This is a genomic window from Ancrocorticia populi, assembly GCF_003123745.1.
GTDB lineage: Bacteria > Actinomycetota > Actinomycetes > Actinomycetales > Actinomycetaceae > Ancrocorticia > Ancrocorticia populi.
The window spans coordinates 988,928-1,004,180 of the sequence record NZ_QETB01000001.1; the positions used below are offsets into that span (position 1 = coordinate 988,928).

18 protein-coding genes are annotated in these 15,253 nt (G+C 61.2%); 12 read left to right on the forward strand and 6 right to left on the reverse strand.

The genetic code is table 11. The annotated features are described in order from the left end of the window. Nucleotides 1-7: 7 nt before the first annotated feature. From murI to DD236_RS04600, 5 genes are all read left to right on the forward strand, one after another. On the forward strand, nt 8-808 hold the full coding sequence (gene murI, locus DD236_RS04580) for a glutamate racemase (RefSeq protein ID WP_109093153.1): 801 nt from the start codon (nt 8-10) through the stop codon (nt 806-808). Continuing rightward, the gene (locus DD236_RS04585; protein ID WP_109093154.1) at nt 805-1,575 is read left to right on the forward strand and encodes an MBL fold metallo-hydrolase; all 771 of its coding nucleotides are present in this window, start codon (nt 805-807) and stop codon (nt 1,573-1,575) included. Before murI ends, DD236_RS04585 begins: the two co-directional genes overlap by 4 nt. Nucleotides 1,576-1,584: 9 nt before the next feature. After that, the gene (gene rph / locus DD236_RS04590) at nt 1,585-2,355 is read left to right on the forward strand and encodes a ribonuclease PH (protein ID WP_109093155.1); all 771 of its coding nucleotides are present in this window, start codon (nt 1,585-1,587) and stop codon (nt 2,353-2,355) included. Next, nucleotides 2,352-2,957, forward strand: coding sequence for an RdgB/HAM1 family non-canonical purine NTP pyrophosphatase (gene rdgB / locus DD236_RS04595; protein WP_109093156.1), 606 nt, complete (start codon nt 2,352-2,354; stop codon nt 2,955-2,957). The genes rph and rdgB overlap by 4 nt, the downstream gene beginning before the upstream one ends. Nucleotides 2,958-3,080: 123 nt before the next feature. Next, nucleotides 3,081-3,914, forward strand: a complete 834-nt coding sequence (locus DD236_RS04600) for a hypothetical protein (protein ID WP_109093157.1) — start codon at nt 3,081-3,083, stop codon at nt 3,912-3,914. A 49-nt stretch (nt 3,915-3,963) separates the two neighbouring features. Here the strand turns inward: DD236_RS04600 and DD236_RS04605 are convergent, their stop codons facing one another. Genes DD236_RS04605 through DD236_RS04615 form a run of 3 tightly spaced genes read right to left on the reverse strand, consistent with a single transcriptional unit; the run spans nt 3,964 to nt 5,774 of the window. Then, complete coding sequence (locus DD236_RS04605; protein ID WP_109093158.1) at nt 3,964-4,242, reverse strand: DUF1540 domain-containing protein; 279 nt, start codon at nt 4,240-4,242, stop codon at nt 3,964-3,966. A gap of 36 nt (nt 4,243-4,278) precedes the next feature. Next, nucleotides 4,279-5,289, reverse strand: a complete 1,011-nt coding sequence (locus DD236_RS04610; RefSeq protein WP_207785696.1) for an ATP-dependent Clp protease proteolytic subunit — start codon at nt 5,287-5,289, stop codon at nt 4,279-4,281. Beyond that, nucleotides 5,286-5,774, reverse strand: a complete 489-nt coding sequence (locus DD236_RS04615; RefSeq protein ID WP_109093159.1) for a flavodoxin family protein — start codon at nt 5,772-5,774, stop codon at nt 5,286-5,288. Before DD236_RS04615 ends, DD236_RS04610 begins: the two co-directional genes overlap by 4 nt. Before the next feature lie 68 nt (nt 5,775-5,842). Here DD236_RS04615 and DD236_RS04620 point away from each other — a divergent pair, with 68 nt between their 5' ends. Continuing rightward, nucleotides 5,843-6,658, forward strand: a complete 816-nt coding sequence (locus DD236_RS04620; RefSeq protein ID WP_207785681.1) for a TetR/AcrR family transcriptional regulator — start codon at nt 5,843-5,845, stop codon at nt 6,656-6,658. Here DD236_RS04620 and DD236_RS04625 read toward each other — a convergent pair. After that, nucleotides 6,624-7,487 (reverse strand): carbohydrate kinase family protein, encoded by an 864-nt coding sequence (locus DD236_RS04625; protein ID WP_165819820.1) that lies wholly within the window; start codon nt 7,485-7,487, stop codon nt 6,624-6,626. The two genes, DD236_RS04620 and DD236_RS04625, sit on opposite strands and share 35 nt — an antisense overlap. A 64-nt stretch (nt 7,488-7,551) precedes the next feature. Between DD236_RS04625 and DD236_RS04630 the strand changes: the two genes are divergently transcribed. From DD236_RS04630 to DD236_RS04645, 4 genes are read left to right on the forward strand one after another with little or no spacing between them, the layout of a single operon-like run. Next, a complete protein-coding gene (locus DD236_RS04630; RefSeq protein ID WP_109093161.1) occupies nt 7,552-8,892 on the forward strand; it encodes a 6-phospho-beta-glucosidase in 1,341 nt (446 codons plus the stop codon). Then, nucleotides 8,892-9,599 carry a PIG-L deacetylase family protein gene (locus DD236_RS04635; protein WP_165819821.1) on the forward strand — a complete coding sequence of 236 codons (708 nt, stop codon included), beginning with the start codon at nt 8,892-8,894 and terminating at the stop codon, nt 9,597-9,599. The genes DD236_RS04630 and DD236_RS04635 overlap by 1 nt, the downstream gene beginning before the upstream one ends. Then, on the forward strand, nt 9,596-10,237 hold the full coding sequence (locus DD236_RS04640; protein WP_109093163.1) for a lytic transglycosylase domain-containing protein: 642 nt from the start codon (nt 9,596-9,598) through the stop codon (nt 10,235-10,237). The genes DD236_RS04635 and DD236_RS04640 overlap by 4 nt, the downstream gene beginning before the upstream one ends. A 4-nt stretch (nt 10,238-10,241) precedes the next feature. Then, nucleotides 10,242-11,291 (forward strand): LLM class flavin-dependent oxidoreductase, encoded by a 1,050-nt coding sequence (locus DD236_RS04645; RefSeq protein WP_109093164.1) that lies wholly within the window; start codon nt 10,242-10,244, stop codon nt 11,289-11,291. Here DD236_RS04645 and DD236_RS04650 read toward each other — a convergent pair. Continuing rightward, nucleotides 11,288-12,517 (reverse strand): MFS transporter, encoded by a 1,230-nt coding sequence (locus tag DD236_RS04650; RefSeq protein WP_109093165.1) that lies wholly within the window; start codon nt 12,515-12,517, stop codon nt 11,288-11,290. The two genes, DD236_RS04645 and DD236_RS04650, sit on opposite strands and share 4 nt — an antisense overlap. A gap of 2 nt (nt 12,518-12,519) precedes the next feature. Beyond that, nucleotides 12,520-13,428 carry a LysR family transcriptional regulator gene (locus DD236_RS04655; protein WP_109093166.1) on the reverse strand — a complete coding sequence of 303 codons (909 nt, stop codon included), beginning with the start codon at nt 13,426-13,428 and terminating at the stop codon, nt 12,520-12,522. A gap of 87 nt (nt 13,429-13,515) precedes the next feature. On the opposite strand from DD236_RS04655, the gene DD236_RS04660 reads away from it, so the two are divergent. Beyond that, entirely contained in the window at nt 13,516-14,568 is a 1,053-nt protein-coding gene (locus tag DD236_RS04660) for a YeiH family protein (protein ID WP_243409907.1), read from the forward strand. Then, on the forward strand, nt 14,565-15,080 hold the full coding sequence (locus tag DD236_RS04665; RefSeq protein ID WP_109093168.1) for a GNAT family N-acetyltransferase: 516 nt from the start codon (nt 14,565-14,567) through the stop codon (nt 15,078-15,080). Before DD236_RS04660 ends, DD236_RS04665 begins: the two co-directional genes overlap by 4 nt. Nucleotides 15,081-15,253 lie beyond the last annotated feature (173 nt).

Genomic DNA, 15,253 nt, shown 5'->3' on the forward strand with positions numbered 1-15,253 from the left:
TCCAGATATGGATTCACGGCCCATTGGAGTGTTTGATTCAGGCGTAGGGGGCCTAACTGTAGCCCGAGCGATTATGGATCAGTTACCGAGAGAGTCGATCACGTACATCGGCGATACCGCGCGCACACCCTACGGCCCGCGCTCCCTCGAACAGGTCCGCGAATACTCCCTCGACATCATGGATTCGCTGGTGGCCCACGGCGTGAAGATGCTCGTCATCGCCTGCAACACCGCAACGGCCGCCGTGCTTGACGAAGCGCGCGAACGCTACGAAACCCCGGTGGTGGGCGTTATTGAGCCCGCGGTGCGCCGCGCCGTTTCAGCCACAACGTCCGGCCGTATAGGCGTGATCGGTACCGAAGGGACCGTGAGGTCCCATGCGTACCTGAACGCGTTCGGCAGCTACCCCAATCTCCAGATAACGAGCGTCGCGTGCCCGGCCTTTGTTGAGCTTGTAGAACACGGCATCACGGCCGGTCCTCACGTTCAGGAGGTAGCCGCCGGCTACTTTGGCCCACTGATCGATGCGGAGATAGACACGCTGGTTCTCGGATGCACCCACTATCCGCTCTTGCAAGGAGCTATCGGGTACGTGATGGGAGCGGACGTCACGCTGGTCTCCTCTGCGGACGAAACGGCTCGCGATGTATACCGCCTGCTTGCAGAATACGATCTGTTCTCCCACGAAACAGCGCCCATCCGGGAGTTTTATGCCACGGGAGACCCGGCTTCCTTTGGGCCGCTTGCGCGCCGTTTCATCGGGCCAGACGTCGGGTACGCCAGATCAACAAAGGAGTTGGATCGATGAAGCTGACAGTTCTCGGGTGCTCCGGGTCAATGTCAGGACCGGCCGGGGCCGCCTCGGCTTACCTGCTGCAGGCTGGAGGTTACTCGATCACGCTCGATTTCGGGCCGGGTGCGATGGGTCAGCTCCTGCGTTACCTTGATCCCGCGGATTTGGACGCGATGTTCTTCTCTCATCTCCACGCCGATCACTGCGTGGATATCACCGGGATGCACGTGTACCGGCGCTGGTTCCCGGATGGTCCACTCCCCGCGGTGGATGTGTACTCACCGGCGGATGGCATGGCACGTACCCGGCAGATTGGGGACGATCCCGAGGATGAGACGTACTCGGGCGCATTCCACTTCAAGGATTTTGGCCCCGGCGCCCGCACTACCGTGGGGCCCATGACCATCGAGGCGTTCCCCGCTGTGCACCCAGTGCCTGCCGTGGGCCTGCGTATCATTGGCCCGAGCGAATTGGATCCGAAGCAAGACGTCATCTTCGGGTTTACCGGCGATACGGACTTGTGCGACGGCGAAATTGAGATGGCCCGCCACGCCGATCTCCTCCTGGCTGAGGCGGCCTTCGAGGATGGGCGTGACGAGGCTCGCGGAATCCACATGACCGGAACGCGGGCGGGCCAGCTCGCCCAACAAGCCGGTGCCCGTAAGCTGCTGCTCACGCATCTGCAACCCTGGACTTCGCCGGAGAATGTACGCCGGGCCGCCGAATCCGTGTTCGCCGGGCCGGTCCGTCCGGTTGAACCGGGGGAGACGTACACCGTCTAGAGTAGAGCCATGAGTTTGTGGTCACGCGCCGATGGGCGAGCAATAGATGAAATGCGTCCGGTGACGATTCAGCGTCACTTCCTTGAAGAGGGCGAGGGCAGCGTCCTCGTGAAGTTTGGGAAGACCACGGTGTTGTGTGTGGCCTCTTTCACCGAGGGCGTGCCGCGCTGGCGCAAGGATTCTGGGCTGGGCTGGGTAACGGGCGAGTACGCGATGCTTCCCCGCGCCACTAGCGATCGCTCCTCTCGCGAGTCCGTCCGGGGCAAGGTGGGAGGGCGCACGCACGAGATCTCGCGTCTGGTGGGCCGCTCGCTCCGCGCTGCTGTCAACATGCAAGCCCTTGGGGATAACACGATCGTCCTGGACTGCGATGTTCTTCAGGCGGACGGCGGAACGCGCACTGCCTCCATCACCGGCGCCTTCGTGGCGCTCGCGGACGCCGTGAACTGGGCTGTGGCTAAGGGAATCATGAAACCGGCTCCGATTCTTACCGATTCCATCTCTGCGGTGTCGGCAGGAATCGTGGACGGCCACGCGGTCCTTGACCTGCCCTACGAAGAGGATTCGCGCGCGGACACGGACATGAACGTTGTGGGCACCGGATCCGGCAAGTTCATCGAGATTCAGGGTACGGCCGAACATGAGCCGTTCTCCCGCGACGAACTGGGTACGATCCTGGACCTCGCAAGCATCGGTAACGCTCAGCTGGCGAAGATTCAACGGGAGGCGCTGCTAGGCGAGAATGCTATCGACGCCCGCATCATCGGGGGCGCTTGGTGAGAATCGTCCTTGGCACTCGCAACGAACATAAAGTGGCTGAGCTGCGAAATATCCTTCAACCGCTGCTGGCGGATTTGGACGTCATTGGCGCCAGAGAGTTCGATCTTCCCGAGCCCGTGGAGGACGAGGTCACGTTCGCCGGGAACGCACTGATCAAGGCCCGTCAGATTACGCGGGAAACCGGCTTGATCGCGATTGCGGACGATTCCGGGATTTGCGTGGACGCCATGGGCGGCGCACCCGGAGTTTTTTCGGCCCGGTGGAGTGGAAAACATGGCGACGACGACGCCAACCTCCAACTCCTCCTCCATCAAATGGGGGACGTTCCAGATCGTTACCGTGGGGCCGAGTTTCGCTGTGCCGCCGCGCTAGTGACGCCCGATGGGGTTGAACTCGTTGAGGAAGGTGTTATGCGAGGAACGCTGATGCGCGAAAAGCAGGGCGCCAACGGCTTCGGCTATGACCCTATTTTCATGCCCGAGGGCCTATCGGTCTCCTCTGCCGAAATCTCTCCCGCAGAAAAGGATGCGATCTCGCATCGAGGCAAAGCATTTCGTGCCTTGGCTCCGCATATCGCCTCAGTGCTAGGACGAGGGGCCTAAGGCAAGGGCTATCACCTTCACCTGTGATGCAGTTCACCCCATTTAAGTGACGGACTCGTTGCTTAAATCGGGTGTGGTTCGGGTAGCCTAACTTACGGTTGATTGCCTATTTGGAGTGGAACTGTGGATCCAAAACTCACTCGCACCGCACTCGATCCTGTCCTGTGGCAGGAGCGTAGCGTCTCTACCGCCTACCGTTTGCTGTGCGGTCTTGGCCAAGCGGAGTTGGTGTCCTACCATGCGAGCCCAATGTTCACCTTGACTGCGGTTGCCCACGGAGTGACACGTAGCGGCGATCTTGTTGTGGCCGTTTCGGCGAACGATCCGGCGCTTGGTGATGAGTTGCCCACGGATATTCGCCTATCAATCGATAAGCAGGCGCCGCGGCTCGATGTACATATCGTTGCGTCTTCGGCTCATCTGCTCGGGCAAGCTCGGTGGCTGGAAACTGCAGAGAAGGCTCTCGTTATTCCCGAGCTTCCCCAACGCGTGGCTATGCTTGCCGAAAGTGGATATCTTGCGGTCATTACCTACGATCGCGTCCTGCTCCACGACGTTTGTGGCGTTACGCCCCTATGTGCGGATGTGATCCTTGATGAGCATGAGCGGTGTCAGCTGATCCAGGATGAGTCATTCTTCTGTGAGTTAGAACCAGACCTTTTCGTGTACCCCGAGCATGAGATATCCACTGTGGAAACCGTTAACAGCGAGCTGGATCTGCAGGCGGTTTATGACGGCCTCATGCTAGGTGAGGTCACGGGAGCCTTCCTCGCCTGTCAAGAACTGCAAGACAGTTGCGAACATATTCTTGGAGCAACGTGCCTCGATGTGGATCGCACGGGCATTACGCTCATGAGTATCGAGCGTGAGGGCGCCACAACTGCCTTCGTTCCGTTCAAACACCCTGTGTCCACTAGACCTGATGTGATTAGAGAAGTCCGGCAACTCGGTAAATAAAAATTGAGGGGTCTTCCGACCCCTCAACCTTGCCCCTTGCGCGTAGTGCTTAGCGTGCTTCAAACGTGGTGCACAGGGCGGTGTCACCAGCGATTGCAACCTCACCTGCAGTGCAGAGAAGATCCTTGTTGTGAACGCATTCGAGGCGCTTGCATGCCCCGACGGTTCCTTGAGCGCCTTCCACGCCGCCGCGGGCATCGATCGTGGTGAAGGTTCCACATGCGGCCTTGTCGGCTCCGTCAACGGTGATGGCCAGTGCGTTGCAGCCACCGTGGTTAAAGGCGCATTCGGTTACTGTGCAAGAAGAAATAAGAGTTTGGGTTGCCATGAGGGGCTCCTTAGAACGGCTAATTCGTTTACACCATCAAAGTAGCGAACAAGGTCCAAGGTCTTCAGATGGGTAAGGCTTACCAAACCGCGTCGTAGGGCCGATAAACTGTTGCAACTTCGCCGATTTGACATTTATGCGCAATTTTGGTTGTAAATATCTATTCTCTGCCCAGAGCAGAGATAAGATAGCTGCGCCATAGCTAGCTATGGACGAAATTCTATGGCGGCACATGATCGGCGAAGAATTGAGGCGTCTGGGCCAACCTTCACGCACGCTAATGACGTGGTCAATTAGCCCGTACTCCCGTGCCTCGACCGGTGTAAAAACGCGATCGTGATCCGTGTCGCGATGGAGCTTTTCTGCGCTCTGCCCAGTATGGCGAGAAAGGATCTGTTCAAGTTCCGCACGTATTCTGACGGCCTCGTCCGCCTGCAAGATGAGATCGGGGATGTTGGCGCGCCGCTCCTGATTGCTCGGCTGATGAAGGACTATCCGCGTGTGGAGTAGAGCCAGACGGTGCCCTGCGGTGCCTGAGCCGAGCAGGATGGCTCCCACGCCAACGGCCTGCCCAACGTACGTCGTGCAGATTCTAGGGCGGATGTAGCTCATCGTGTCGTAGATGGCGAGCATGGCGCTCGGATCCCCGCCCTCACAGTTGATATAGAAGCTGATATCCGCGTCCGGACTGGAGGATTCGAGAAACAGCAATTGAGCAATGATACTGTTGGCCACCCCAAAATCGATGAATCCATACTCTTTGGCTTCGTCTGCCGAATACCAATGATCGTGCAGGGAATCCTCGAATACTCGCTCAAGGGGTTGCCCAGTATCCTCACTGGTTATGCCTAGAACGGTATCCCGTGTATGGCGAACATCTTCCGCCTGAAGCTCCACGTCCGTTGTTGAGCCGCCCATACCAGCTGAACCTTGGTGCATCAGAATGCGGCTATGAGGTAGCGCTCGGCGTTTGCCCGGTGTGCCTGAGGTTAGGCAAGGCGAAGCCAGCCCAGCCAGCAGCTCTGCTCCCGGCAGCGCTACCCTCAGCTACGCACGAGGCTTTTACCCCAATCTTGTGCGGCCTCCTCTTCGCCCTCGGCGAGCGGGCCTTCGGTTCCAGTCACAACGAAAGACATGACGTCAATAGTTCGCTTGCCAAGCTTCTTTGCCGCGGCCTTGGCAGCCGAGCCGCTCATCCAGTTCTTGCCCGTGACGGTATCGAAAATGGCAATGTCCGTTCCCTCGGGAACTGAGAGCCGTGGAAGCCACTCGCGGACACCGGTCGCGTTGGGCTTTGTGTCAGCATTCAACCGGCTGGCTGCCTGCGACCGGCTGGCGGGAGTGGAGAGATTGCGGTTATGGGTGGGCGCGCCAATGACGAGCAGGTCGATGCCCTCGGGGATTGCGGTTGGGGCGTCTGCAACCGAATGGTACTCAACGCTTGCTCCGCCCGCTTCGAGGCCGCGAGCAATCCTTTGGCCGATGGTGTTTGTGTTGCCGAACCACGATTCGGTGACGATGAGTGTACGCATACCAATACCTTTCTAGGGTCGTTTAGTACTAACCGTACCAACAACGGTACAGCATGTATAGTGTGGGTATGGCACGAATGAGTGATCGAGAAACTGAGAAGCGGATGCTTGATACGGCCGTTTCGTTGATTAATGAGCGGGGAATCGCCTCCATCGCATTTGACGAGGTGATCCGCGAGGCGGGCGTTTCGCGAACGTCCGCATACCGCCGTTGGGCTGGGAAAGATCGTTTCTATGCAGACGTACTCATCAAGCTTGCTCACGGCGCTGGCCTGCCGGGGCCCGAAGCCCACCTGGGCCCGGTCCTTTCGCGGCTTGTTTTGGACCGCTCTGATAGCCTCGACTCTCCGGATGAGGTGCGGTCGCTCTTAGTCGAAATTCTCCGCGTCAGCATCACGGCGGACCTTGATCTTGTGAGTTCCTCTCCGCAGTGGCGCACGTACCAGCTGTTACTCGGTAGCTATCAGGGTATTGAGGATCCAGAGGTGAGAAGGGCTGTCACCGAAGCCTTAGCGGATACGGATCGCCGCGTTGCTGAGCTGCGGGCGCGGGTCTACGCCCAGTTCACCGCGCTGTTGGGATACCGGCTTCGGGCCCCGCTGAGTGGCCCCGAAGGTTTCGAGTTCATGAGCCGGGCATCGGGAGCTACGATGACCGGCGTTCTCGCGCGGAACTCTCTGGGGGATACTGAGATAAGAACGCCGCGGCCCATGCGGGCATTTGGAGCCAACGTGGCTGCGGACTGGGCGCCAGGAGCCTATATGGTGGCAGCAACCGTGCTGGCCTACATCGAGCCCGATCCCGGTGTTGTCTGGGACCGCCAGCGAATTGACGATATGGTGGCGGCTCTCAGAGACCTGCAGCACGCAGCTCCTCCACAGTAGGTGCTCCCGTCCCGCCGGGAGCCTCCGTCGCGAGGCCCCCGGCAACACTCGCGGCCCGCATGGCCTCACGCAAGTCAGCACCGTCAAGGAGCGCCCATCCGAGGGCCGCGGAAAAAACGTCCCCGGCCCCCGTGGCGTCAATTGCCTTTGCGGGAAACGCCGGTATAGAGGTAACGGCGTGGGAGTCAGCCCCCACGCAGCCGTCAGCCCCGCGCGTGACCACCACGTGGGGCACCCGCTGCACGAGAGCCGCAGCAGCAGCTTCAGCGGATTCGGTGCGGGTGTAGGCGCGGGCCTCATCCTCGTTGGGAACGAACACATCCGCTAGCGCCAACGGCTCGAGATCCGTAAGGCTCCAAACTCCCGATTCGTCCCACCCAACATCCGCAATCACTAGTGTCCCAGCCGCGCGCCACCGCGCAACAACCTCACTATTAGCGGCAAGAGCACGCAGGTCCCCCATAAGAAGGTCAGGTGCCGGACCGGACAGCGGCGGTGCCTCATTGCTCCCATTGGAGACCATGGCGCGATCGCCCGCAAGGCTCATTGCCGCCGTGACCGCCTGACGCGGAATGGGGGCAAGGAGGGAGTGGGACACGTCGTCGTCGGCCAAAATGGAGCGCACTAGCCGTCCTGGGGAGTCTTGGCCCACGTACGAACACAAACTCGTGTGGACTCCCAGCCGGGCGAGCGCACGGGCTTGGTTAGCGGCGCCGCCTGCGGTGATCTCGCACGTATCGCTCCAGAGTTCTTCGCCAGCGTGAGGGAGCCGTTCGAGGCCGGTGAAGATGACATCCAGAAACAGTGGGCCGATCACTACGGCTCTCATTGGGTCTCCTTCCGGTGTTACGATGCTGCGTACCATTATCACCCGCGGATGGAGGAAGCGCTCAATGAAACTCACGATAATTGGAGGCGGAGGCTTCCGGGTCCCTCAGATTGTTGAGGCGCTCAGCCGCCGTGACGATCTAGATGTGAGCGAGCTGCGCCTCTACGATGTGTCCGCCGAACGCCTTGAAGTGATGGCGGACGTGTTGGAACAGCTCCCAATCGCGCGAAAGCCGCGGATTGTGACGGGAACGGACCTGCGCGAGGCTGTGCGCGGGGTAGATTTCGTTTTCTCAGCGATGCGCGTTGCCGGAACCGAAGGACGAGTAAGCGATGAGCTCATCGCGCTCAGCCACGGGATCTTGGGGCAAGAAACCGTAGGACCTGGCGGATACGCCTACGCGCTGCGCACGATCCCGGCGGCCTTGGATTTGGCGCGGGCCGTCAAAGAGGAAGCCCCGAACGCTTGGGTCATCAACTTCACGAACCCTGCGGGGATCATCACTCAAGCGATGCGCGAGGTGCTGGGGCCACGGGTGATCGGCATTTGCGATACCCCGATCGGACTGGTGCGCCGGGCGGCCCGGGCGCTTGGAACCAGCGAATCCGAGCTGGACTATGACTACATCGGGCTTAACCACCTCGGCTGGCTACGGAGCGCCACGAAGGATGGCGAGGAACTTCTCCCGCGTCTTTTAGAGGACCCGGAGCTGCTCACCCAAATGGAGGAAGCGCGCCTCATCGGGTTGGACTGGGTGCGGAGCCTTGGCATGCTGCCCAACGAATACCTTTTCTACTACTACCGTAACCGCGAGGCCGTGGCCCAGATCCGCGATGAGGCCCAGACCCGCGGGCAGTTCCTTTCGGCCCAGCAGGGGGATTTCTATCAAGCCGCCCACAGCCAGCCGCAGGAGGCTGCGGCCCTCTGGGATCGCACGCATCGCGAACGCGAAGAAACGTATATGGCCGAGGCCCGCGAGGTTGCTGGCGCCGGAGAACGCGAAGAGGAAGATCTAGACGGCGGCTATCAGGAAGTTGCCTTGGACCTTATGACTGCCCTCTCGGGTGGACGGCCTGCCCGCATGATCCTAGGTGTGGCAAACGCGGGTGTTATCCCGGCGCTCGCGGACAGCGCGATCATCGAAGTTCCGTGTACGGTGGACCAACGTGGTCCGGTAGCCGTGGCGCTGGCGCCGCTAGAAGGTGCCGAACTTGGCCTCGTGACGCAAGTAAAGGCGTGCGAAACGCTCGTGATCGATGCGGTTCGAACCAAGGATCGTGCGACGGCGTGGAAGGCGCTAGCGCTGCATCCACTCGTGGATTCGGTGGACGCGGCGAAGGAGATGTTAGATGAATACTGCGAGGCGATCCCCCAGGTTGCCGCGGTTTTCGAGGAAGGACGTTAGTGGAACACGAGAGAGTGCTTGGAGTATTTGCCCATCCTGACGATGCAGACGTTGGCTCGGGTGGGGCGCTCGCTCAGTTCGTCGAAGCGGGCGCTGAGGTTGGACTAGTTGTGGCCACCGCGGGCGATGCCGGTGGTTTCAAGGAAGAGGGACAGGACCAGATCGCCGGCGTGCGTATGGCTGAACAGCGCGCTGCCGCTGCTTGCCTCGGGATCGATGACGTGACGTTCCTCGGCCACCTCGATGGCGAAGTTCGAGTCACATCGGAGTTAGTCCGCGACATTGTGGCCCAAATCCGTATCCACCGGCCCACCCTGGTGATCACCATGACTCCGGAACACAACTGGACGAACCTCGCGGCCTCCCACCCGGATCACCGCGCGGTAGGCGAGGCAGCGATCCAGGCGATATACCCAGCCTCCCGCAATCCTTTCGCCTTCCGTGAGCTCAAAGCCTCGGGATTGGATCCGTGGATGGTAGAGGAAGTGTGGCTACAGGGACACCACAATCCCAACCACTACGTTCAGCTAACGCCGGGGCAGGTGGAGAAGAAGGCACAAGCGGTCCAGTGCCACGCTACTCAGTTCGAGGACATGGCATTCATGACCCAATACGTGTGGGAGCTGGCGCGCCAAGGCGCGGTTAATGGCGGTTTAGGACGCGATCGGTACGCGGAGGAGTTCCTACGGTATTCGGCGCGCGAGTGAGGAAAGCCCTAGCGCTCGCGATCTTGCTCGCACTAGGGGCCACCGCCTGTAGCACCTCGGCATCCGAACGGGCAGTTCCTCCGCAGGAAATCCCCGATCTGACCGACGAGACATGGATCGAGCGCACCGCAGAGGATACGGGCATTCCCGAGGGCGCCCTGCAGGCATACGCGCAGGCCGCTGTAGCGCTAGCCGAATGCGGAATCGGTTGGAACACTCTCGCGGCCATCGGCGCCACGGAATCTGGTCACGGCAGCCACGGCGGAGCGACGATCGCCTCGGACGGCCTTGTGACCCCGGAAATCATCGGGATTGCCCTAGACGGCGGAGAATCGGTAGCGGCCGTCCCCGATACTGATGGCGGATCCTATGACGGAGACACCGAGTGGGACCGCGCCGTTGGCCCCATGCAGTTCATCCCCGAAACGTGGGAGATCTACGCCCAAGACGGCAACGGTGATGGCGAAACCAACCCGCACCAGATCGACGATGCTGCCCTAACCGCGGCCACGCTCCTGTGCGAGCGCGGCGGTGACCTCACTACCGAAGAAGGCTGGTACTCGGCCATCTTGGCCTACAACGCATCCGAACAGTACGCCGCCGTGGTGGCCGACCGTGCCACGCGGTACGTAGAGTGAGACCATGAAACTTAGCGTCCTAGACCTCATTCCACTGCGCCGCGGGCAGACCAGCCGCGATGCCCTCCTCGCCAGTCAGGCCCTCGCCCGCGAGGCCGATCGACTCGGCTACACCCGCTACTGGGTGGCCGAACATCACAATATGGAAGCGATCGTCTCAACGGTTCCCGCCGTGCTCATCCCGTTCCTCGCTGAGGGAACCTCACAGATCCGCTTCGGCTCTGGCGGGGTCATGCTGGCCAATCACGCTCCATTTGCGGTGGCCGAACAGTTTGCACTGCTCTCCGAGATGATGCCGGGCCGCGTGGATCTGGGGCTCGGGCGCGCTCCCGGTTCGGATCAGCTCACTGCCGCGGTGCTGCGTCAGGCGCTACCGGGCGACGGAGTCCAGAACTACGTCCGTGACGTCACCCTGCTACGGGAGCTGCTCGGCGGCGGGGAAACGCCAGTGGGCGAGCGCGTACACGTGGAGATTTCCGGACGCCCCTTTGACCTGAGCGCCACTCCCGCCATGTCCACGGCTCCGGACATTTGGCTTCTTGGTTCCTCCGCCTACTCTGCCGAGGCCGCCGGCCAGCTCGGCCTGCCCTACGTGTTCGCCAATCACTTCGGAATGCCGGGCATCGACGAGACGCTTCGGCTGTACCGCGAGAGCTTTGTGCCCTCTGCGAGTTTCCCTGAGCCGAAGACGTTGGTGCCGGTGAACGTCGTCGTCGCCGAAAATGCGGAGGAAGCCAACAAACTGGCCCTTCCCCAGAAGCTGAGCAACGCGCGGCTGCGTAGCGGTGGGAAGATGGAGCCGCAGGCCACGGTGGACGAGATGGAAAACTACGACTGGGCCGCACGCGAATTCATGGCGCCCGCGCCCGGTCCCGATTCTATGTTCGTGGGGACGCCAGAGCATGTTGCCGAGGGGATTTCGGCGCTCGCGGCCCGTCTTGGCGCGGACGAGGTGATGGTCAGTCCCGTCGCCGGTGCCTACGCCGGGGACGATGTGGATCGCGGGGCCCGGCGCGAAGAGTCGCTTCGCCTGCTGGCTGGTGAGCTTTTTTAACGACGACGAACCAGACTCACCGTCACAGGAACTAGCACAGCAAGGGCGATCAGGCAAAGCGCGGCGAAGCTGCTAACTGCAAGTAGGGGACCGGCGATGAAGGCCGCGATTGCTCCGGACAGGTTGGCCATCGCGTCCACGCCGCCTTGGGCTGATGCCCGGAGATCGGGCTCTACCGCCGTGGCGAAGAGCGCCGAGCCGGCAACGTTCATGAAGGACCAGCCGAGCCCGAGCAGGATCAGGGACGCCACGATAGCTGGCATGTAGTCGGGATAGATCGCCCCGATGAGCAGCGAGGCCGTCAGGATCGCGATACCAACAAACATCGGGGCGTGGTACCCGAAGCGGTCCACCATCCAGCCCGCCACGGGGGCCAGCAAATACATGCCAAGGATGTGCATACTGATCGTGATCCCCACCAACTCGATTGTGCCGCCGTGGTGAACCACGTGGACCGGGGTCATCGTCATGATGGCAACCATGATGGCTTGTGCGGTGAGAATAGCGAGCATGCCCTGGCGCTGGCGCGTACTAGTGCGTAGCCCTGATGTCAGAACGCGGATGCGGTGCTTAGGGCGGGGTTGTTCGGCGGCGGCGGTACCCGCGCGTGCGGTCAGGAGGGGATCGGGCCGCAACAGGACGAAGATGAGGAGAGAGGCGAGTCCGAGGCAGGCAGCTGCGATGAGGAACGCACTCGCATAGACCGTGAGCCCGGTGTGTGTGCCCACCACGCGCCCGGGCACCCCGAGATTTGGACCCAGCACGGAGCCGATCGTTCCCACCCAGACAACGAGTGAGAGCGAACGGCCCTTGCGTTGAGGGCTGGCTAGGTCGGTCGCCGCGAATCGGGACTGCAGGCTCACAGCAGAGCCGGAGCCGATCAGTAGGAGTCCGGCGAATAGGGGGACCGTGAGGCTGAACTGCGCGGCGGGAACCAGAATGGCGCTGCCGATCGCTCCGATCAGCCAGCCGCTGGAAAGCGCGACGCGGCGGCCTTTGCGGGCCGCAAGATTTCCAAGGGGGATACCGAGCAGCGCGGCTCCCAGAGTGCTGGCCGTGCGGGCAAGACCGGCCCAGGCCTCATTCTGAGTCACCTCGCTAGCGAGCAGAATGCCGAGCGAAGGTGCAGCGCCCACGCCGATAGTTCCAACTATCTGCGTCACGAGGAGAACGATCATTGTGCGGCGCTGGAAGTTCTGCATTGCCGATTCTGAGTTCGAGCCCATGGTTACTTCTGGGATGCCTGTGTGATCGATGCGAGGAAGGTTGCGCCCGTGGGCGTGGGGCGTTCACCAGCCCAGATTGCGGTTAAAGGACGCTGGGTGTTTAGGCCGCGAACGTGGATGCGAGCGAGGCGGCCGGACTGGGCATCCTCGGCGATGGCCAGAGAGCTGAGCGCTCCGGGGGCCGTGTTCGCCATGATGGAACTGCGTACCCCGAGGGTTGTGGGGATCACGGCGGCGGGCTCTGCCGTCAGTGGGCTGCCGGCTCGCTCGAGGGCCATCTCGAGGGCGCGGCGGGTACCGGAGCCCGATTCGCGGAGAACCAGCGGGGTGTGGGCGAGCTTTTCGCTGGAGATCGTTTTGGTTTGGGCCCACGGGTGGCTGGTGGAGGTGACAACCTCGATGGTGTCGTGCCCGACGGTTACAGAGCCGAGATCTGCTGGGATAGTGGGAGTTTCGATGAACCCGAGGTCTACCGTTCCCTCGTTGACGGCCGCGATGACGGTTGTGCTATTGGCCGCGGTCAGCTTGGCAACAGTGCCGTCGTCTCCCAGCTGGCCGCGCCATCTGGCTATCCACTCGGGTAGGAGATGTTCGGCAATTGTCAGGCTAGCCATGATGCTCAGCGTGTTGTCGCGGCTATTGTGGAGAGAGGTCAGCGCCTGAGTGAAATCCTCCGCGGCACTGAGGACGGCGCGAGCCCAGCCAACTACGAGTTCACCGGACGGGGTGAGGTGTGAGCCACGCGGTGAGCGGGCTAGGAGACGCACATGAAGGTGCGATTCTAGGGCACGGACCCTTAGGGATAGGGCCTGTTGGCTCAATCCTAGGTGGTGGGAGGCCGCGGAAATGCTGCCGTGTTCCGCGATCATGGTGAGGGCGCGTAGGGCCGCTAGATCTGGTTCTGCATCCATGTAGGCTCCTCAGTAACAAGTAATGCTTGTAACCCTAACGTGAACTGACTCTACTCTGCCGGGTTGATTCGGGAGATCATGGACATCGTGAAAACTACCGAAGCCCTTTCAGAAACCGGAAGCCACCAAGCGCAAAAGGAAAGATTCCGGCGCGTGCTTCCCGGCACGCTGCTTGCGCTTGCAGCTGCCGGGATCTCGTTTGGAGTGGGCCAGCTTGTTCCCGTCCTCAGCCCGGTGATCCTGGCGATCATCCTTGGGATTGTTTTGACCAACACCGTGCGGCTGCCCGCGAGTCTTGATCCAGGCATTCAGTTCGCCTCGAAGAAGCTGCTGCGGGCGGGGATTGTGTTGCTTGGACTGCGCCTCGTGCTCTCGGACATCGTTGATCTGGGGCTGCCGCTTATCCTCGTGGTGATCTGCGTGGTGGTTGGCGGGATCTTCGGGACGATTCTGCTAGGTAAGCTGCTGCGGGTACCACCACGATTGACTCTACTCGTGGCGTGCGGATTCTCCATCTGTGGTGCCGCGGCGGTTGCTGGTGCGGCGGGGGTAACCGATCCCAATGACGAACACGAGAAGGACACCGTGACAGCCGTGGCCCTCGTGGTGATCTTCGGGACGCTGATGATTCCGTTAATGCCGTTCCTCACGGGTCTCATGGGTATGGATAGCGAGACGGCCGGTATGTGGGCCGGAGGTAGCACTCACGAGATCGCTCAGGTGGTGGCGATCGGGGAAATCCTTGGTGGAAGCGCACTGACGGTTGCCGTGATCGTGAAGCTCGCACGCGTCTTGCTGTTGGCACCCGTTGTCGCAGTGTTGAGCCTCCGTCAGCGCTGGACCTATCGGGCGAATGGCGCGGTGGGCGGCAAGATGAAGCTCCCTCCGATCGTCCCTCTCTTTATCATTGGGTTCTTAGCGATGGTAGTTCTTCGTTCCTTTGTGGATCTGCCAGGCGCGGTGTTAAGCATCGGAAACGGCCTGCAAACCGCGCTTCTCGCGGCCGCCATGTTCGGGTTGGGATGCGGTGTAAAAATCCGGGAGCTGCTCGGAGTTGGCCTGCGGCCGTTCGCGCTAGCGGCGCTCGCGACGATACTAGTTGGCACCATCGCCTATACCGGGATTATGCTGATCGGGTGACGATAGAGCTAAAGCGTTGCCGTGAGGCGGATGTTGACGTGTTGGTCGCGATCAGCGTGGATACGTTCGTCGAGGCCTTCGGAGACCAAAACACCCCGGAGAACATAGAGATTTACATCCAGCAGTCCCTCACCCGTGATGTGCTCCTTGCGGAACTGCGGATGGCCGGAAGCGAGTTCTACCTGCTGGTGGCTGATAGCGCGGTAGCAGGTTACCTGAAGATCAACACCGGAGTGGCGCAGAGTGAGGCAATGGGGGACGCGGCACTAGAAGTTGAGAGGATTTACGCGCTTGCGGCCTTCAAGGGGCAAGGCCTCGGGGCGCTCATGATGAATCGCGCCGTGGCCATTGCAAAAGAACGCGGACTCGATACCGTGTGGCTGGGGGTCTGGGAACACAACGATCCGGCGCGCGGCTTCTATCGGCATCTTGGTTTCGAGCAGTTCGGTGAGCATTCATTCATGCTAGGGACAGATCCACAAACGGATCTGTTGATGAAGCTAGGTATTTAGCTACCGGGCGCAGCCACAGCGGTCCGCTTCGGGAACGTCGGCTAGCGCTTCCTCGATGTGTTCTCCGCATCCCTCCCACGTGGGCTTACCGCAGGTGGCGCAGGTGACTCGTTTGCACATGGTGACTCCATAGCTAGGTGACGTAACGGGCAGCATTCTATCTGTAACAACCC